16 protein-coding genes are annotated in these 16,985 nt (G+C 62.9%); 8 read left to right on the top strand and 8 right to left on the bottom strand.

What is annotated here, in order from left to right; all coding sequences use genetic code 11:
- Positions 1–28 precede the first annotated feature (28 nt).
- The gene (locus tag P3G66_RS03965) at positions 29–1,267 is read left to right on the top strand and encodes a helix-turn-helix domain-containing protein (RefSeq protein ID WP_276116207.1); all 1,239 of its coding nucleotides are present in this window, start codon (positions 29–31) and stop codon (positions 1,265–1,267) included.
- 10 nt (positions 1,268–1,277) lie between these two features.
- Here P3G66_RS03965 and P3G66_RS03970 read toward each other — a convergent pair whose 3' ends face one another.
- Complete coding sequence (locus P3G66_RS03970) at positions 1,278–2,489, bottom strand: low temperature requirement protein A (protein WP_003940002.1); 1,212 nt, start codon at positions 2,487–2,489, stop codon at positions 1,278–1,280.
- A 192-nt stretch (positions 2,490–2,681) separates the two neighbouring features.
- Here P3G66_RS03970 and P3G66_RS03975 point away from each other — a divergent pair, with 192 nt between their 5' ends.
- Complete coding sequence (locus tag P3G66_RS03975) at positions 2,682–2,906, top strand: flavin reductase (protein ID WP_230587458.1); 225 nt, start codon at positions 2,682–2,684, stop codon at positions 2,904–2,906.
- An 11-nt stretch (positions 2,907–2,917) separates the two neighbouring features.
- The gene (locus P3G66_RS03980) at positions 2,918–3,208 is read left to right on the top strand and encodes a hypothetical protein (RefSeq protein WP_204855470.1); all 291 of its coding nucleotides are present in this window, start codon (positions 2,918–2,920) and stop codon (positions 3,206–3,208) included.
- Positions 3,209–3,217: 9 nt separating this feature from the next.
- On the opposite strand, the gene P3G66_RS03985 is transcribed toward P3G66_RS03980, so the two are convergent.
- Positions 3,218–5,635: a lysylphosphatidylglycerol synthase transmembrane domain-containing protein gene (locus tag P3G66_RS03985; protein WP_007733454.1), complete on the bottom strand. Its 2,418-nt coding sequence runs from the start codon at positions 5,633–5,635 to the stop codon at positions 3,218–3,220.
- 210 nt (positions 5,636–5,845) lie between these two features.
- Here P3G66_RS03985 and ppk2 point away from each other — a divergent pair, with 210 nt between their 5' ends.
- The gene (gene ppk2, locus P3G66_RS03990; RefSeq protein ID WP_003940295.1) at positions 5,846–6,811 is read left to right on the top strand and encodes a polyphosphate kinase 2; all 966 of its coding nucleotides are present in this window, start codon (positions 5,846–5,848) and stop codon (positions 6,809–6,811) included.
- A 13-nt stretch (positions 6,812–6,824) separates the two neighbouring features.
- Here the strand turns inward: ppk2 and mgrA are convergent, their stop codons facing one another.
- Positions 6,825–7,856 (bottom strand): L-glyceraldehyde 3-phosphate reductase, encoded by a 1,032-nt coding sequence (mgrA, locus tag P3G66_RS03995; protein WP_007733451.1) that lies wholly within the window; start codon positions 7,854–7,856, stop codon positions 6,825–6,827.
- 324 nt (positions 7,857–8,180) lie between these two features.
- Here mgrA and P3G66_RS04000 point away from each other — a divergent pair, with 324 nt between their 5' ends.
- The gene (locus P3G66_RS04000; protein ID WP_042451182.1) at positions 8,181–10,457 is read left to right on the top strand and encodes a bifunctional SulP family inorganic anion transporter/carbonic anhydrase; all 2,277 of its coding nucleotides are present in this window, start codon (positions 8,181–8,183) and stop codon (positions 10,455–10,457) included.
- Between the two features lie 5 nt (positions 10,458–10,462).
- Here P3G66_RS04000 and P3G66_RS04005 read toward each other — a convergent pair whose 3' ends face one another.
- From P3G66_RS04005 to P3G66_RS04015, 3 genes are read right to left on the bottom strand one after another with little or no spacing between them, the layout of a single operon-like run.
- Positions 10,463–11,806 (bottom strand): HAMP domain-containing sensor histidine kinase, encoded by a 1,344-nt coding sequence (locus tag P3G66_RS04005; protein WP_003939972.1) that lies wholly within the window; start codon positions 11,804–11,806, stop codon positions 10,463–10,465.
- Entirely contained in the window at positions 11,803–12,507 is a 705-nt protein-coding gene (locus P3G66_RS04010) for a response regulator (protein ID WP_003939853.1), read from the bottom strand. The genes P3G66_RS04005 and P3G66_RS04010 overlap by 4 nt, the downstream gene beginning before the upstream one ends.
- Before the next feature lie 40 nt (positions 12,508–12,547).
- Positions 12,548–13,123 (bottom strand): TetR/AcrR family transcriptional regulator, encoded by a 576-nt coding sequence (locus P3G66_RS04015; RefSeq protein WP_064688101.1) that lies wholly within the window; start codon positions 13,121–13,123, stop codon positions 12,548–12,550.
- An 89-nt stretch (positions 13,124–13,212) separates the two neighbouring features.
- Between P3G66_RS04015 and P3G66_RS04020 the strand changes: the two genes are divergently transcribed.
- Positions 13,213–14,208, top strand: a complete 996-nt coding sequence (locus tag P3G66_RS04020; RefSeq protein ID WP_065455316.1) for a hypothetical protein — start codon at positions 13,213–13,215, stop codon at positions 14,206–14,208.
- Here P3G66_RS04020 and P3G66_RS04025 read toward each other — a convergent pair.
- Complete coding sequence (locus tag P3G66_RS04025; RefSeq protein ID WP_030535385.1) at positions 14,205–14,582, bottom strand: DUF952 domain-containing protein; 378 nt, start codon at positions 14,580–14,582, stop codon at positions 14,205–14,207. The genes P3G66_RS04020 and P3G66_RS04025 overlap by 4 nt on opposite strands.
- A 76-nt stretch (positions 14,583–14,658) precedes the next feature.
- Between P3G66_RS04025 and P3G66_RS04030 the strand changes: the two genes are divergently transcribed.
- Entirely contained in the window at positions 14,659–15,246 is a 588-nt protein-coding gene (locus P3G66_RS04030; RefSeq protein ID WP_063315918.1) for a TetR/AcrR family transcriptional regulator, read from the top strand.
- A gap of 10 nt (positions 15,247–15,256) precedes the next feature.
- Entirely contained in the window at positions 15,257–16,603 is a 1,347-nt protein-coding gene (locus P3G66_RS04035) for a deoxyribodipyrimidine photo-lyase (RefSeq protein ID WP_047270918.1), read from the top strand.
- A gap of 4 nt (positions 16,604–16,607) precedes the next feature.
- Here P3G66_RS04035 and P3G66_RS04040 read toward each other — a convergent pair whose 3' ends face one another.
- Entirely contained in the window at positions 16,608–16,976 is a 369-nt protein-coding gene (locus P3G66_RS04040) for a VOC family protein (RefSeq protein WP_003939994.1), read from the bottom strand.
- Between the last annotated feature and the right edge of the window lie 9 nt (positions 16,977–16,985).

Below are 16,985 nucleotides of genomic sequence, written 5' to 3' on the forward strand. Positions count from 1 at the left end.
CGTTGACCCCGTCACATAGGACTGGAGTGTGATCGGCGAAACGAATCGACTCGAACCGGCCCTGGCCAGTGGTGAAGACCCGGCGCAGTACGCACGTGTTCTCGAATCCGTGTACGAAGCAACGATGTCGGGACGCAAGCCGCCTGCGCGTCCGCGCTCCGTCATCGCGAATTCGTGGTCGCGTTTGCGTGCGCTCGGACTCGATCCGGACCGGTGCTCGATCACCGAGACGGGCCGCGAATCCGAGATCGAAGAAGGCAGACGCGCAGCCGGCATGGCGGAGATCTTCGACGAGGCGGTGCACGGTCTGGCACCACTCGTCGGCCCGGACGACGCGAATCTGATCGTGGTGGCGGACCGCTACGGACGTATCCTCTGGCGACGCGGGTCCAGTCGAATGTTGGATCGGGCCGAACGGCTCGGGATGATCGAGGGTGCGTCGTGGACCGAGGAAGCTGTTGGTACCAACGGGATCGGCACTTCCTTGGCATCAGGTTCGGCAGTGCAGGTGTTCTCGGCCGAGCACTACTCGCGCTCGCAGCATCCGTGGACCTGCTCCGGGGCGACGGTTCGAGATCCGCGTAGTCGCCGGGCCATCGCCGTCGTGAACGTCGCCGGCGCAGCAGACACGGTCCACCCGTCGACTCTCGCTCTGGTGGACAGTGTGGCCAGGCTGGCGGAATCCGCACTGCGGGAGAAGCATCGAATCGGATTGGATCAGCTCCGGATGATCTCGGCATCGACGCTGGCTCGTGCGAGTCAGCCGACAGTGGTCTTGGACCGCAGTGGCTGGGTCGCGGCGGTGGACTCGATGGCGCCGATCTACAGAATCGCACTGCCGAAAGTGATGAGCAGCGGCGAGCATTGGCTCCCGTCGCTCGGACTATGTATGTGCGAGCCGCTTCCGGGTGGTTGGCTCGTCCGCCCTCAGATGGATCCGGCGTCCGGAACGGTTTGTGCAGAAGTCGAATTGGATGTGCAAGATCCGAATGCGATGGAATTGCGGTACTCCTCGGCAATGGGGAGCTGGAGTATCGACCTCAGCCCGCGCCATTCGCAGATCCTCGTGGCTCTGACACAGGCGCCCGAGGGCCTCACGGCCTCGCAGCTCGCCTCACAGTTGTTCGGCGATCCGCGCAAGACGGTGACCGTCCGGGCCGAGATGTCGAGGTTGCGTAAGCGATTGGCCGGAATCCTGTTGGCTCAGCCCTATCGCTTCGACCCGGCGGTGAGGGTAAAAACCGCCCCTGCTGTGCGCCTTTATTAACCGCGGGGGGTTAATAAAGGCGCACAGCAGAGCGGCGCGAACGCCGCACCTGCGCGTACTCGTAGCCGTTCTGCCAGGTCACGGTGGCCACCAGCACCCAGATGATCCACGTGGCGCTCATGTGCGTGCCGACAATGCCCATGACGATGGGGACGGCGGTGCAGGGGAGCGCCCAGCCGAGCAGCCACCGTCGGTCCGATCGCGCGAACAGCCCTGCCACCAGGCTGATTCCGAAATAGACTGCGATGCTTCCGCACAACAACCACCGCAGGTTCGCGGGCGTGTGCTCCGCGCCGTGTTCGGTTGCCGCTCCGAGCCCCGCGACCAGAACCGCGATAGCGCCGGTGGTGAAACAGTGCAGCGCCATGTCGATGCGAGCGGGAAACTTCTCGGCCTGCAGGTGCGGAACACCGGCGTGGCCGTAGAGAAGCGAGAGAGCCCACATGCCCGAGAGCAGGACAAACGATCCGACTGCGAGGCTGACCACCGTCGAGTCCCAGGTGAGCTTCGAGGCCGCAGAAATCACGAGGATCACACCCTCGCCCAGCACGATGATGACGTACAGGCCCAAGCGCTCGGCAAGGTGAGCCCGATCGGAGTGCAGGGCTTCGAGTTCGGGCATCCGGTCGTCCTTGAACCCCCGAACCTTGATGATGCGGTCGAGCTTTTCCTGCGCGTCTTCCATGATCGCGCTGCCGGAGACGACGAACATGATCAGCAGGTCGATGGTCACACCGGCGGTCCAGAGCCAGAACCGAGTTTCGCCCTCGAACCAGAACGAGACGATCCACGGGATCACACCGAGAGACATCTGGGCGATCGGCCAGTCCACGACTATCTGGCCGTTGTGCCACACCCGACTCGCCAGCAGACGTACGGCCACGTAGGCGACAGCGAAGGCCAGCGCATGGTTGTCGTGGATGCCGGCCACGGCCGCCATCATGACGGCCAGTCCGAACATGGCGATCAGCATGCTCGGGATCCGGACACGGTCACCGGCAACGTTGCCGTACATCGTGAACGTCGCCCACGCGGTCCAGAACGCGAGATAGAGCAACGCGTAGAGCGCGACATCCGACCACGACGGCGAACCGTGGAGCAGGTGAGCCAGCTGACCGATACCGGCAACCACGACGAGGTCGAAGAACAATTCGATCCATGACGCGTGTCGCTCGAGCACCGCCTTCTGCTTCGAGTCTGGTTCATTTCCGAGTTCCGACATACAGCTCAGTATCGGTTATCGGCATCAACAGTGCTGGTAGGCGGCGAAGTTGTCCGTTTTTTCGAAGTAGTGTTTATGCTGTCCGCGCTCACGCGCGCGCCGTCAGGGAGGGGCATGCGAAGGCGCAAGTCGACGCCGTCGACCACATGACAAAAAAGTACGCACAAGAGTTGGCAGACAAGGGCTGACATCGTGAATGTCCCACAGGGCAACCGGGCGTTGTGTTTTCGAGAAGCCATGGCGCACGTGTGCTCACCGAGACTGCCGGACGCTCCCATCTGGATCGTGTGCACTGTGGACGGTGGTGATCACAAGATCGTGACAGGATCGGTGGACGAGGTCGAGCACCGCGAGTCGAATCCACTGACCTACCACCGGCGTGTATTCGGTACGCACGCACCGACGTCAGTGCTCTAGGAAGGAGAGCCATGTATGTACTGGTGGACGACGGCCGCGTCAGCATCCACGATGTGGACAACCTGAAGGCCTTTCACGTCGAGGTGAGTGCCCACATCTCCGAAGCCGAACTGGACGAACTCTTGCGCCTTCAGGATTACGGATACGTCAGCGGTGGTAGTGCATTCATCTCGGTAGCCCGCGTTCGCGAGAGCACCACGGACGTCGAAGGTGTTGCCGCGATGGTCGACTACGCCCAGAGCAAAGGCTGGGTGGACGAGGACGGTGAAGCACTGCAGGCTCACGTCGTTCGCCAAAAGTAGCGGAACGGCTCAGACCATGTCGTTCTTCTGCAGCCACCGCAGTGTCGGCCAACCGCAGAACACAGGGAGCCAGCAGGTCAGCACTCGGTAGAGCAGGACCGACGGGACCGCGATACTTGCCGGCAGTCCGAATGCGGACAGACCACCGATGAGGGCGGCCTCGACGGCTCCGACGCCACCCGGTGTCGGAGCCGCCGAGGCGAGCGTCCCACCGATCATCGTAACGATGGTGACGGTGATGAACGTCGTTCCGCCGCCGAATGCTTCGACGCTCGCCCACAGAGCCAGGGCGGCACCGAGAGTTGTTGCGGCGCTGCCGCCCACGATGATGAGGAAGCGGGTCGGGTTTCGCGCGAGTTGGCTCAGTTCACCCAACACCTCGGTGATCTGAGGACGCAGATCGTCGCGCAGCCACCCACGGAGTTTCGGAATGAACATGAATGCACCGAGAACTCCGAGCGCTACGCCGCCCGCCAGGTACAGAACAGTGGATCCCGGGATGAAGTGCGAGAGGTTCGTATCACGTCCGGCGACGATCGAGAAGAAGATCAGCAAGCCGACGTGGGTGACCACCTGAACCGTCTGTTGCAGCGCGACTGCGGCCGTTGCGCGGACGGTACCGAGCCCGCCCTTCTGCAGGAACCGCACGCTCAGCGCGAGCCCGCCGACTCCGGCCGGAGTTGTCGTCGCCGCAAAGGTGTTGGCCACCTGCATGATCAAGAGGTTGCGGTAACTGACCATCGACGACGCACAGGCCCACAGGGCCGCAGCCGCGCCGACGTACGTCAGTGCGGAGACGCCGAGGCCGAGCAGTGCCCACCACCAGTTGGCCGTCTTCAGTTCGGTGATGAACGCGGGGACCTGGCTGATGAAGGGGTAGGCGACGTAGACCAGACCGATGAGCAGAACGAGCTGGATCAGCTGGTTGCGACTGAATCGGGTGACCTGTGCGGGAGCGACCTTTTCGATCCCGTTCTTGGCACCGACCTCGTCTCGGATCTCGGTCATCAGTTTCGCGGAATCCGTGACCGTCCGCCGAATTCGGTTGGGCAATGCAGCGGTGGTCAATCGGCCGGAGGCGGCGAGAATCGTGTCTGCGCCTTGCGCTCGAATCGCGGCGTCCACCGCTGCATCGACCCCGAACAATGATGCGGTGGCGAAGAGAAGTTGTGCGTTGTCGGACTGCATCTGAACTTCGGTGGCGCCGAATTCGGAGTACGCGTACCCGCCGAAGAGGATGGTTCCGCCTTCGACACGAATTTCGGAAGCGCGCAGGTCGCCGTGCGCCATCTGGTGCACGTGAGCGGTATGCAGTGTTTGCCACAGCGCGTCGATCAGTTTGGTGGATTCTTCCTCGCCCGCCTGGTTCTCGACGGCGACGGCAAGGGGGATGCCACGAGGACTCGGGCGCGCGTACATCTCCCACCCGCGATCGAGTACCGAGATTGCGACGGCCTTGGAACTGGCCAGACCGATGTCGGCGAACGCGATACCCATGAGCGCTCGGTGTTCGACGGCGCGACGAAGTGATCCGTAGGGCGGCGGAGTTTCACGGTTCCGGAACGAGATCCAACGGAACGTCTGTCGAATTGCTCCGCTGCTTCGCTGGTTCTGTCCGTACAACTCGACGACGAGTTCGTCGAAAGGTTCGTCGTCCGGTGCTTGATCGATGGCTGCGGACATGACAAGAGGCCCGATTCCCGAGGGACTCACGACGCGGAACGCGGTGACGCGGTAACCGCGCCGCGCGAGTACGCGTACTGCCGAGTCCAATGGCACTTCGAGGGCAGGGGTGCCGACGGCGAGAACGATCACCGCGCCGATCAGGTAACCGACGGCGAGACCCAGCATCGATCGTGCGGGAACGATCGAGCTGACGATCAGATGGATGGGAGCGAAGAGCAGAAGCAGCGTCCACCAGGCTCGTCGCCACTTCTTCGGAAGCCACGGGCCCGAGACGGTGAGCACCGCCGCGAGCATCGCGATCCATCGCGGATCGTCGAGGAATTGAGATAGGAAGGTGGCATCGAGTCGGTCCGGCACGTCGAGGTGCCATTTCGGTGCCGCCAGGCCTGTTCCGGTGAAGGACAGCGCGACACCGGCGCACAGGCCGGCGGCGGCGTATCCGGCCAGCAACTTCCACCGGCGCCCGACGATCAGGCCGATCAGGATGGCGAACGGTAGCGCCAGAATTGCGATGCCGTAGAGCAGGTACACAGTGTCGGACAGGCTCGGCGAGAGAACACCGACGATGTTGGACACCGACGTTTCGAGGGCGTCCCACTGACTTCGAGTGATCAGAGATCCCGCGATCACGCCGCCGAGCAGCACAGCAGCGATCGCAACCCGCATGATGTCGCTCGTACGGCGGTGCAGTGGTGGCAGGAGGCTTCCCGTTACCGGGATCTCCCGTCCGTCTACTCGCATCTCGCCAGAACTCTCTTCTCTCGGGGTTACCGACCGTCTCAGTTACCTCGATCAAGGTACCGCGTGAGGGTTCGGCGACTGGGAAGCCGGACCTGTCGTTACCTCCTCGATGCCAAGCAACATTCTCTTCGGACCCGCGGGAGCGGGCTTCGGCGCGTAAAATTCACTTTCCGGACGTTCGTTCATTTCGACGACAGGGAGTGCGTATTCATGAGCCCCGACGCCAGCGGTGTGGACGGTCGGGTTCCTGACCTGCCGACCCCGTCGACCAGAATTTCCGTCACTGAGGATTACGCGGCCGAGATCGACGAGCTGTCGAGTCTCAAGCACAAGCTCGGCGTGCTGGAGCCTTCGGAGTTCGCGGATGCCTGGAAGCAGGGCTATCCGTACGAGAAGAAGATGTCGCGCCGCGAGTACGAGCGGAAGAAGCGGCGTCTGCAGATCGAGTTGCTCAAGCTGCAGCTGTGGGTCAAGGAAACCGGTCAGAAGGTGCTCATCATCTTCGAAGGTCGCGATGCTGCCGGTAAGGGCGGGTCGATCAAGAGATTCACCGAGCATCTCAATCCCCGTGGAGCCCGCGTGGTCGCGCTCGAGAAGCCCACCGACATCGAGCGGACGCAGTGGTATTTCCAACGCTATGTCGCACACCTACCCAGCGGCGGCGAGATAGTGATGATGGACCGGTCCTGGTACAACCGCGCCGGCGTCGAACGAGTGATGGGTTACTGCACGCCGACGCAGTATCTCGAGTTCATGAGAGAGACCCCGGACTTCGAGCGGATGCTCGTCAACTCCGGGATTCATCTGCACAAGCTGTGGTTCTCGGTCAGCCGCGAAGAGCAGTTGGCGCGGTTCGCGGCCCGCCGAACGGACCCGGTGCGTCAGTGGAAGCTCTCACCGACCGATCTGGCTTCGCTCGACAAGTGGGACGACTACACCCAGGCCAAGGAAGCCATGTTCTTCTACACCGATACCGGGGATGCGCCCTGGACGGTGATCAAGAGCAACGACAAGAAGCGCGCTCGCCTCGAGGCGATGCGTCACGTGCTCGCCAGCTTCGACTATCCCAACAAGGATCACCGGGCTGTCGGTACTCCGGATCCCTTGATCGTCGGGCCGGCGTCGGCCGTATTCGAAGAGGGCGAGCACGTGAACGTGGAGTTGCCTCAGCTCTAGCGCAGGTGATCGCTCAGATCGAACTGGCCTCTGCCCACAGATTGATGCCGCTGTCCTTGGCGTGCTGATCTATGGAGGCCAGTTCGGCTGCGCTGAATTCGAGATTGTCGAGCGCGCCGACGTTGGCTTCGAGTTGGGCGACACTGGACGCACCGATCAGTACCGAGGTGACCCGCGAATCGCGGAGTGCCCAGCTCAGTGCCAGCTGAGCCAGCGACTGGCCGCGGTCTGCCGCGATGTCGTTGAGCGCGCGGATGTGGGTGAGAGCGTCGTCGGTCAACCACGACGGATCCAGTGACTTACCTTGAGCTGCACGGGAATCCTCGGGGACACCGTTCAGATAGCGATCGGTGAGCATGCCTTGAGCGAGTGGTGAGAACGCGATGACGCCGACGCCGAGATCGTCGACAGCCGACAGCAGGTCCTGCTCTATCCAGCGGTTCAGCATCGAATAGCTCGGCTGGTGGATCAAGAGCGGAACCCCCGCAGCGGCGAGCAGTGCGGCGATTTCACGGGTGCGCTCCGGCGAGTACGAACTGATACCCGCGTACAGGGCCTTGCCCTGCTGGACAGCGCTGATCAGGGCGCCTGCGGTCTCGTCGATCGGAGTTTCGGCGTCAGGGCGATGGCTGTAGAAGATGTCGACATAGTCGACGCCGAGTCGTCCGAGCGACTGATCGAGGGAAGACAGCAAATACTTGCGGGAACCACCGAATCCGTAGGGGCCGGGCCACATGTCCCAGCCGGCTTTGGACGAGATGACCAATTCCTCGCGGTACGAAGAGAAATCCTCACGCAGGATCCTGCCGAAGTTCGTCTCGGCGCTTCCGTACGGGGGACCGTAGTTGTTCGCAAGATCGAAGTGGGTGATTCCGAGATCGAATGCCCGCCGCAGAACTGCGCGCTGGTTCTCGATCGGTACGTCGTCGCCGAAGTTGTGCCAGAGGCCCAGCGAGATGGCCGGGAGTTTGAGACCGCTCCGACCGGTTCGGCGGTACGGCATGGCTTCGTAGCGGTCCTGCGCGGCGACGTACTGATCGGACATGGTGCCTGCCTTCACATCGTTGTGTTTGCGGTTGAGCGTTCACTCCCGACCATTATCGCCGACGGCGCTCAGGTGTGCCGGCCGCTGGAGGTGTGTCAGTCAAAATGCTTGCGGTTTAAAGCAATTCGATCGATCTTTTGGACCGATGTTCAGGTTCGAGTCACAGTGCCGGGCGGCGGTGACGTCGACCACGTCTGGGCTCGCATCTAAGGGAACGGTAAGGAATCGCGGTTACCATGGTCACAGTCGATCGGCGATACCGATCGCCGATTCGCTTCGAACATGTTGCCCAGCAGCCGGATCCGGGGTCCGGCGAGGAGATCTATGTCGACGCAGTCCGTAGTGCACGCACAATCATCCGCAGACGAGAGCGTCGTGGGGGATTCGTCTCCGCCGGGTGGCGGAAGCCGGCGATATCTCGAGCAACTGATCAGATACGACGTGCCGGCGTCGCTGGTCGTATTCCTGGTGGCGCTTCCCCTGTCATTGGGAATTGCGATCGCCTCCGGGGCGCCGATCATGGCAGGTCTGATCGCCGCAATCGTCGGCGGAGTGGTGGCCGGAGCTGTGGGAGGTTCACCGCTGCAAGTCAGTGGTCCCGCAGCCGGCCTGACCGTGGTGGTCGCCGAACTGATCGGCAAGTTCGGGTGGAAAGTCACCTGCCTGATCACCGTCGGCGCCGGAATTCTGCAGATCGTGTTCGGGCTCAGCCGAATTGCCCGTGCGGCGCTGGCTATTGCTCCAGTGGTGGTGCATGCGATGCTTGCCGGTATCGGCATCACCATTGCGCTACAACAGGTTCACGTGTTGTTGGGTGGAAGCTCGGCCAGCTCGGCGCTGGACAATCTACGGCAGTTGCCCGCACAGATCGGTGCCTTGCATGTCGAGGACCTGATGATCGGACTCGTTGTCATCGCCACCCTTCTCGGGTGGCGCTATCTCCCTGCCGGTGTCCGCAAGGTTCCGGCGGCGTTGGTGGGCATCGTATTGGCAACTCTCGCTTCGCTGGCGCTGCCGATCGACGTCGAGCGTATTGCTCTCGACGGATCTTTGCTGGACTCGATCGGACTCCCCGCTCTGCCCGACGGCCAGTGGCTCGGCGTCGCAACCGGCATCCTCACCATCGCCCTGATCGCTAGTGTGGAGAGTCTGCTCTCGGCCGTGGCCGTGGACAAGATGCACTCGGGCCCGCGGTCGAACTTCGATCGCGAGATGCTCGGCCAGGGCACCGCGAACATGGTGTCCGGGGCCATCGGCGGCCTTCCGGTCACCGGGGTGATCGTGCGCAGTGCGACCAATGTCGAGGCCGGGGCGAAGTCCCGCGCGTCGTCGATCATGCACGGCCTGTGGATTCTGCTGTTCTCGGCTGCGCTCGCCGGGTTGGTCCAGCAGATTCCGAAGTCTGCACTGGCCGGACTGTTGATTGTCATCGGTATTCAACTGGTCAAGCTGGCGCACATTCGGTTGGCGCGACGGACCGGTGATCTGTGGGTGTACGGCATCACGGTGGTCGGCGTCGTGTTCTTGAATCTGCTCGAGGGCGTCCTGATCGGGTTGGCGCTGGCCATCGCCCTCCTGGTGTGGCGTGTCATCCGCGCAACTGTCACCGCAGAAGAGTTGGGCGACAACGATTCCGGGAAGTGGCGCGTCCTGGTCGAAGGCTCGTGCACCTTCCTGGTGCTGCCCAAGCTGACGTCGGTGCTCGCCGGACTCCCACCGCGGTCGGACGTCACCGTCGAGCTGTCCGTCGACTTCCTCGACCATGCCGTCTTCGACGTCATCGAAGAGTGGGCGAGGCAGTACGAGTTGGCAGGTGGTTCGGTGGTCATCGACGAAGTCGGCTCGGTGAGTATGGAGAGCGCGACCACCGGTCCGCCGAAGCGCGGCGCCGCAGTCACCGACCTGCGCGGCTTGCTCGCGCCGTGGGGCAGTTGGCAACCACAGGCTTCGGGGAGGAATCTGAGCAGCCCGCCGGCCTTGCGGCCCATTCTCGACGGGGTGTCCAACTATCATCGCCATCGCGCCGAAGCGATACGGCCGCACATGGATCAGTTGCGCGACGGGCAGAACCCCGACTCTCTTTTCCTTACCTGCGCAGATTCGCGAGTGGTGCCGAACATCATCACGAGCAGTGGCCCCGGCGACCTGTTCACCGTGCGCAATGTCGGAAACCTGGTTCCTGCCGGCGGCCGCGATACGTCGGTGGAAGCGGCACTGGCCTTCGGGATCGACGAGTTGGGTGTCAGCTCGGTGGTCGTGTGCGGACATTCGGGCTGCGGCGCGATGCAAGCACTCCTGACGAACGGTTCGTCGGAATCGGGAGTCGTCGGGGAATGGCTGCGGCATGCGGAGACGAGCTTGCAGGCCTATACGAGTGGCCATCCGGTCGCGCGTGCTGCGGCCGAGGCAGGTTTCTCGGAGGTCGATCAGCTCGGAATGGTCAATGTCGCAGTCCAATTGCAGACTCTCGAACGCCATCCTCTCGTCGGTCAGGCCCGTGTGGATGGTCGCCTGCGTATCGCCGGACTGTTCTTCGACATCGGCTCGGCTCGGGTCATCGAAGTGACAGCGTCAGGGATCGGCCAGTTGATCGAGACCTGAAGGGGCTATTCGGGTCCGGGCTGATCCCTGAGTTCGACCAGCAGGCGAGCCCCGCCGAGTGGACTGTCGTGAAATGTCGTCCGTCCGCCGTGCAGGGCCGCCTGCTGCGCCACCAGCGCCAGGCCCAAACCGGAGCCTGTCTTGCCTGCCGTCGATCCGCGAGTGAAGCGCTCGAACACGCTCGAGCGTTCCTCGGCCGGTATTCCGCAACCGTTGTCGTCGATCGTGATCGTGACGGTGTCCGGTGAATCTGCCGGGCGAGCGAGGGTGATGCGCACCGCGCTCGCGCCGCCGTGGCGGACTGCATTGGTGATCGCGTTGTCGAGGATCAACCGGATTCCGCCGGGAAGGGCCCGGATGCAATAGGGAAGTGGGGAATCCACCGTGACGACGCCGACGTCGAGCCCAGGATGATGTCGGCGTGCGTCGTCGGCAGCGATGTCGCAGACCTCGGTCAAATCGGTGTCCTTGAAATCCTCGGCCGTCGAGAGTTCACCCTTCGCCAGGCGCTCGAGGTCTCTCAGAGTTGACTCGACGCGGCCCTGCGCGCGGGCCAGATCTGTGAGGATCTCGCGTCTTTGTTCGTGATCGAGGTCGTGAATGGACAACACTTCGATGTCGGTTCGCATTGCTGTCAACGGAGTTCGGAGTTCGTGAGCCGAGGCGGACGCAAAATCTCGGGCGGCGGCAAGGGCGGAGTTGGTTGCGGCTTGCGCTCGAGCGACGTCGCTGAGCATCGATTCTGCTGCTGCGGCAAGCTCGTCCGCTTCACGGATTCCGGAAACCTCGGTGGCGAGATCGGGATCGCGCCTGGCGATCCGGCGGGTCAACTCCACGAGGGGGCGCACCGCCGGGCCACCGAACAACCATCCCAACGCAGCTGCGGCCGCTACGGCCCCGACGCCGAAGAACGCAACCTGTCGCTGTTGGTCGACTGTGATGTCTCGCGCTTCGGCATAGGGAACCGCCAGCGAGACAAGGGCATTGATCCCGTCGGCCTCGGCGGTATATGCCCGGTACTTCGTACCGTCCACGTCGACGGTCGCCGAGCCGACCGGTAGTTCGGGCAGTCGCGTCGGGGTACTGGATTTGACGGTTCCGTCGGTATCGGAGCGGATGGTCACGGAAAAGGCGCCGCCGTCTCCGAACGCGCCGAGAAAAGGTCCCGCTGTTGCAGCATTGGCCACGATGACCGTCGATGCCGTCTCGAGTCGGCGGTCCAATTGCGCTAGATTATTTCGTGCGATAGCCAGTGCAACGACCACACCGAGTGCGATGACGATGAACGTCGCCCCCAGTGCCGCGGCCGCGGCAACGCGAGTTCGTAGTGAGAAGCGGCGACGCTTCACGGGTTCTCCCGAAGCACAAACCCGACGCCGCGAACCGTATGCAGCAGACGAGGTGAACCACCGGATTCGAACTTTCGACGCAGATAGCCGATGAAGACGTCCACGACGTTCGTGTCGGCGACGAAGTCGTAGCCCCACACCAGTTCGAGGAGACGTTCGCGAGTGAGCACGATGCCTGAATTGTGTGCGAGCACTTCGAGTAGCTCGAATTCGCGTTTGGTGAGCGGTACTTCCTTGCCGTCGACACGAACCCGGCGACCGGAGAGATCGATGTCAAGGTTTCCGACCCGCAGGGTATTCGTACCCTCGGAGTGATCGCCGGCCGGAGTGTTGCTGCGACGGAGCATTGCGCGGATCCGGGCAACCAGTTCGGCAAGAACAAACGGTTTGACCATGTAGTCGTCTGCACCGGATTCGAGCCCGGCGATGCGATCGTCGACCGAGTTGCGCGCACTGAGCACGCAGATCGGGATTTCGTTGCCGGCGGCACGAAGCGCCGTCACCACACCGGTGCCGTCGAGCACCGGCATGTTGATGTCGAGGACTACCGCGTCCGGTCGTTTGTCGGAGATCACTCGGAGCGCGTCGGCGCCGTCCACCGCCGTCAGTACGGTGAATCCCGAGAGCCGCAATCCGCGTTCGAGTGAGGTCAGGACGTCTGCGTCGTCGTCGACTACGAGGATTTTCGGTATCTCGGTCACAGCCCCATTGTGCCTTGCCTGGTACGTCGGGTTTCGCTGATCAGACCGGCAAGTCGGTACCGTCCGGACGCAGACCGGCCATGAACACCGCGACCAACCGCGGGACCAGGTTCGGCATGGCTTCGTCGGACAACTCGATTTGCGGGCGCGTCAGTTTGGCCAGAGCCATGACGAATTCGAGCGGTTGCAGATCGGCGCGAACCAGTCCGGCGCTCTGAGCGGCGCCGATCGTCGCGGTCATCTTCGTTTTCGTCACCTCACGCACCGCCAGAACTTCGGGCGCCAGCTCGGTGAAACTGCGTTCCACGAGTGCAGGAATGAGCGCACCCAGGCGCAGTTCCACGAGGCGGTCCACCAGCGTGTGCCACGCGTTTGTGGGATCGGTGGACATTGCCGTGAGTGCGATGTCGGCAGCCTCGCGGACATCGGTCAGTGTTGCGACGGCGACGGCGGTCACGAGGTCCTCGCGCGTCGGAAAGTTTCGATACAGCGTGGCGATGCCCACTTTCGCGAGTTCCGCGACTGCGTCGAGGGGCGCGTCGTGCCCGCGTTCGGTGAACACCGCTCGTGCGGCGTCGATTATTGCGTTTCTGCGTTCACGGGCATCGGCTCGCACATTCACCTCCGGTATTGACAGTTCATCATAACCGGAGGAATATCTTCCACAAATAGTGGAGGAAAAACTTCCACTTAGGGAAGGTAGTTATGAACGCCGAAGTCGAAGCACGGGACCGCAAGAAGTTGGTGGCTGTGGTGTTGGGCTTGTCCGCCGTGATCGGGCTGATGCTGCTTGCCTTCGTGCTGCCCTCGGTCAACAGTGGCCCGCACGAACTGAAGTTGGGCATCACCGGTCCAGCTGCGGCAACCGAACAGATCAGCACCTCGCTGGAGGCGAGTAAGCAAGGCGCCTTCGATACTCGAGAATTCGCCGACGCCGACGCCCTGCGTGACGCGATTCGGAATCGCGACGTGGTCGGCGGAATCGCCTTTGATGCCAACGGTCCTCACGTGTTGATCGCGACTGCAGGCGGAACCCCGATCGCCCAGACCCTGACCGGGGTGGCCAACGGCCTCTCGGAGGCCTCGGGGGCAAAGGTGCCCGTCGAAGACGTTGTGCCGCTGACTGCGGACGACCCGACCGGTGCTGGGCTCACGGCATTGGCCTTGCCCTTGGTGTTCGGCGGAATCATGCCCGCTGTTGTTCTCGTGCAACTGTTTCCGCGCAGCATCGTCAAACGAGTGTTGGGCGCTGCCGGCGTCGCGGTGGTCGCGGGTTTTGCACTGACTGCCATTCTGCAGTTCGGCACCAACAGTCTTGACGGAAACTACCTGCTCACCGCGCTCACACTCGCCGTTGGTATTTCGGCCATCTCGCTTCCCATTTTGGGGCTCGAATCCCTGCTCGGGATGAAGGGGTTCGCGTTGGGCGCCGTCACGATGATGTTCATCGGAAACCCACTCTCGGGGATGGCGACAACTGCCGCGTGGTTGCCCGCGGGTTGGGGCGCTTTGGGGCAGCTGCTCCCACCTGGCGCCGCAGGTGCATCCGTCCGTTCGATGGCGTTCTTCGACGGCCATGGCGCCACCACGCCACTTCTGGTGCTGGTGTGCTGGATTGCCGTCGGGATCGCGCTGTGCGTGGCTGCCGGCCGGAAGAAGGCGTCGGCGCCGGTTATCGAACCGGAGGCCGCGCTGGTCTAGCCGGCGCAGCTTGCGTACGGGGTCAGGTCGGGAATCGGCCAGACCCCGTCAACGCGTTCCACGGCCAGTTCGGCGACCACGGTGTCCTCGTCCATCGGTAGAGGTCGGAGGATTCGGGGCTTTTCCGCCTCCCATTCGACGTCGATGCCCGCGGAGGTCAGGGCGTCCTGATCGATGACGGCGACGACCAGCGGCAATGTGAGGTCGCCGAACACCAGATCGAGCACCGAAGTGAGTGCGTCCGGGGTCGTTGCGCGAATGAATCCTGCCTCGTCGTAACTGATTCCGCGCGTCGAGACCTCGTACTCACCGAAACGCTTGCATGCTTCCCAGTCGTCGGCGATAGCGACGTGGACGAGTCGTTGTCCGGTCATGCAGTGCTCCTGTAGTATTCGGATTAATGAAACGTCAACGTAGCATTAATTTACCGGCACGGTAACAGGGGACTTGATGGAGCAACCGCGCAGACGTGGGAGAACCAGTGACGCCGAGCGCGCCGAACGACGCAACGAGATTCTCGACGTCGCTGTCGACTCGTTTCGAGATGTCGGGTTCGCCCGAACTACCATCGAGGGCATTGCCACGGTGGCCGGCGTCGCCAAGCGCACCGTGTACAGCTACTTCGGCGACAAGTCTGCGGTCTTTGCAGCTGCGGTTGCGCGTCAGCACGCGTACGTCGAGAATACCGGCGAGGGCCAGTCCGACCTGCTCGCCGCTGCAGTGGACATCGTCATCGCCCTGCACAGCGACAACTCGATTGCGCTGCACCGCATGATGATCGGCGAGGCCGTGCAGTTCCCTGAATTGGCCGCAGCGTTCTACGAATCCGGCCCGGCCAAGTCGATTGCCTTTCTGGAGAAGATTTTGATCGATCAGCAGGGTCAGAAGGCTGCGCTGTGCGCGGATCAGTTGTACACCTTGCTGCTCGGGGAGGAGCACCGGCGGCGACTGCTCGGGCTCACCTCCGAACCGACAGCCGAAAGAGCGGCGCAACTGGCGGCCCGTGCGGTGGGATGCGTTCTGAGATCTGATCGGTAGGCTCGACTGGGTGAGTAACTCTGTGATCTGGTTTCGACGCGATCTGAGGGTCGGTGATCTTCCGACTCTGACTGCAGCGGCGGATGCCGGCGGACAGACGTTGGGTTTGTTCGTCCTCGACGAGAAGTTGCTCGGACCGGCAGGCTCACCCCGCCAGAATCAACTGTTCGCCAACTTGTCGGCACTCGACAACCAGCTAGACGGACGATTGATGGTTGTTCGAGGTGATCCGGCAGACGTGGTGCCCCGCGTGGCGGAATCCGTTGGCGCCGAAGAAGTTCACATCAGTGCCGACTACGGGCCCTACGGCCGACGGCGCGACGCGGCCGTGGCCGAGAAGGTGGAGTTGATCGCCACCGGGTCACCATATGCCGTGGCGCCCGGACGCGTCACCAAGGCGGACGGTGATCCGTACAAGGTGTTCACGCCGTACTTCCGTCAGTGGATGGAACATGGTTGGCGGGGCCCCGCGTCGACCGATGCGGGGACGGTCCGTTGGTTCGATCCGAGCGAGAAGGACGGTGGCCCGCGCCGGGTGAGTATCCCCGCGCCGTCCGGCACCGTCAGCGATGTCGTCGGTGAGGCCGGTGCGCTCGAACAGTGGAAAGAATACTGCGAGAACGATCTTGACCGGTACGACGACGAACGAAATCGACCCGACCTCGACACCACGAGTCGGATGTCGATCCCGCTCAAGTACGGCACGATTCATCCGAGAACCATGTTGGCAGATCTCTCCAAGCGACTCGGAGACGGCGCTCAGGCGTACCGTCGCCAGCTTGCTTGGCGAGACTTCTACGCAGACATCCTGTTTCAGCGCCCCGACAGCGCGCGGAAGAACTACGACGACAAGTTCGACCGTTTACGTCACGACGGGGGAGTCGACGCAGACGCCGCCTTCACGGCCTGGTGTGAAGGCAAGACCGGCTTCCCGATCGTGGATGCCGGCATGCGGCAACTCGCCGCCGAGAACTGGATGCACAATCGGGTCCGAATGATCGTCGCGTCATTCCTGGTGAAGGACCTGCACATTCCGTGGTGGCGCGGCGCACGGTACTTCATGTCGCAACTGGTGGACGGTGACTTGGCCTCCAATCAGCACGGGTGGCAGTGGACTGCCGGGTCGGGTACGGATGCTTCGCCCTTCTTCCGCGTCTTCAACCCGATCACGCAAGGGGAGAAGTTCGATCCCGACGGCACATACGTCCGTCGGTGGGTCCCCGAACTTCGCGATGTTCCCGGGAAGGCCGTCCACTCGTTGAAGGCGATGCGCCCAGTCGACTACCCGGACCCGATAGTCGATCACGCGCACGAGCGTGAGGAAGCCTTGCGCCGGTACGGCGAGATCAAAGGCTGAGTGCTCAGTGATCTGCGGGCGCTACGCGGACGCGGTTTCCGTCCAGATCTGAAATGACAAACGTCAGACCGAAGACATCTTCGTTGGGTTCTTCGACGACCTCGACTCCCTTGGCCACCCACTCGTCGTGGATCGCCCGAATTTCGTTGCTCCCGCCGTCGACCAAGATGCCGACTTCGAAATTGCGCGGTGTCGCGGGATCGAGGTCGCGGGACTTGCCGCTCCACAGTGCAAGGACCACACCGCCGCCGAGGTCGAAGGTCATGTACCGAGGGCTGAGGACCTCAGGCTTCGCGTCGAACAATTCGCCGTAGAACGCTGCTGCGGAGGCGGCATCGCTGACGTAGATCAGAAACTGGTTGGGTAGTCGCACTGTGGTTTT

The sequence above is a fragment of the Rhodococcus sp. C3V genome (assembly GCF_029269915.1).
GTDB classification, from domain to species: Bacteria; Actinomycetota; Actinomycetes; order Mycobacteriales; family Mycobacteriaceae; genus Rhodococcus_F; species Rhodococcus_F qingshengii.